We start from the raw sequence: 1,065 nt of genomic DNA on the forward strand, positions 1-1,065 counted from the left end.
GCACGACAACTTCGTTCTCGACGGGTCAGCCGCGGGGGATGCGGCCCATCAGGAAGAACTCCGGGTTGGGGCGCAGCGCCGTCAGGTGCGCGAGCCGGTTCGACATCGCGAACAGGGCGGTGATCGCGCCGACGTCCCAGATCTCGTCGTCGGTGAGCCCGGCGGCGCGGGCGTCGTCGAGCTCGGCCTCGGTGAGCGCCGACGAGTCGGTGGCGATCAGCAGCGCGAGGTCGACGATGGCGCGGCGGCGGGCGTCGAGCTCGACGCCGTAGGGGTTGGTGGCGACCCGGTCGGCGATCTCCGGGTCCTTGTCGCGCACCCGCAGGATCGCCCCGTGCGCGACGACGCAGTAGGTGCAGTGGTTGGCCCCCGAGGTCGCCACGACGACCAGTTCGCGCTCGGCCTTGGTCAGTCCGTCGGACTTCTCCATGAGCGCGTCGTGGTAGTCCAGGAACGCCCTGAGCTCGGCGGGGCGGCGGGCCAGCGCCCGGAACACGTTGGGCACGAAGCCGGACCTCTCGGCGACCGCCTGGATCCGCACGCGCAGGTCCTCGGGCATGTCCTCGAGCTCGACGTGTCCGAACCGGCTGATCGGCAGCTGTGCAGCGCTCATAGAGGTCGACGGTAGCGCCGCGAACGTGGACCATGCGTGTCGTGGCCGTTCCCGAGGAGATCCGTCACCGCCTGTCACAGTGGTGCACTGCGCGCATCCCGAACGAGGAACGGCGACAACGCCAGATCGGCTACACCATCTCCGGTGACGAGGTCACCATCCTCGACCGCCGCGCCCCCACCTACCCCGAGCTGCACACCGCGTGGTCGTCCACCCCGGTGGCGCGGCTGCGCTCGGAGAACGGCGCCTGGACGCTGTACCGGCCCGTCGGCGACGACTGGCAGCGCGTCGCATCGGGGACCGACCCGCTGACCCTGCTCGACGACGCCCGCGACTGACGGCGCCGCTCAGGCGCCGGCGCGCACCCGCCGGACCCCGGCACCGCCGACCACCGGGGCCGCGGCGCGCCGCAGCACGCCCAGCAGGTCGGCGGTCTCCGCGCTCCCGGCCGG

2 protein-coding genes are annotated in these 1,065 nt (G+C 72.6%); one reads left to right on the forward strand and one right to left on the reverse strand.

The features are described 5' to 3' along the window. Nucleotides 1-25 precede the first annotated feature (25 nt). Nucleotides 26-613 carry a peroxidase-related enzyme gene (locus tag KIK08_RS39165; RefSeq protein ID WP_214408353.1) on the reverse strand — a complete coding sequence of 196 codons (588 nt, stop codon included), beginning with the start codon at nucleotides 611-613 and terminating at the stop codon, nucleotides 26-28. 41 nt (nucleotides 614-654) lie between these two features. On the opposite strand from KIK08_RS39165, the gene KIK08_RS39170 reads away from it, so the two are divergent. Continuing rightward, nucleotides 655-951: a DUF3024 domain-containing protein gene (locus KIK08_RS39170; RefSeq protein ID WP_214408354.1), complete on the forward strand. Its 297-nt coding sequence runs from the start codon at nucleotides 655-657 to the stop codon at nucleotides 949-951. The last annotated feature ends 114 nt before the right edge of the window (nucleotides 952-1,065 follow it).

This window comes from Pseudonocardia lacus (assembly GCF_018531445.1).
In the GTDB taxonomy this organism is placed as follows: domain Bacteria; phylum Actinomycetota; class Actinomycetes; order Mycobacteriales; family Pseudonocardiaceae; genus Pseudonocardia; species Pseudonocardia lacus.

Excerpts from the sequence above, each read along its gene's own strand:
- KIK08_RS39165 (WP_214408353.1), bottom strand. The coding sequence starts at position 613 with ATGAGCGCTGCACAGCTGCCGATCAGCCGGTTCGGACACGTCGAGCTC.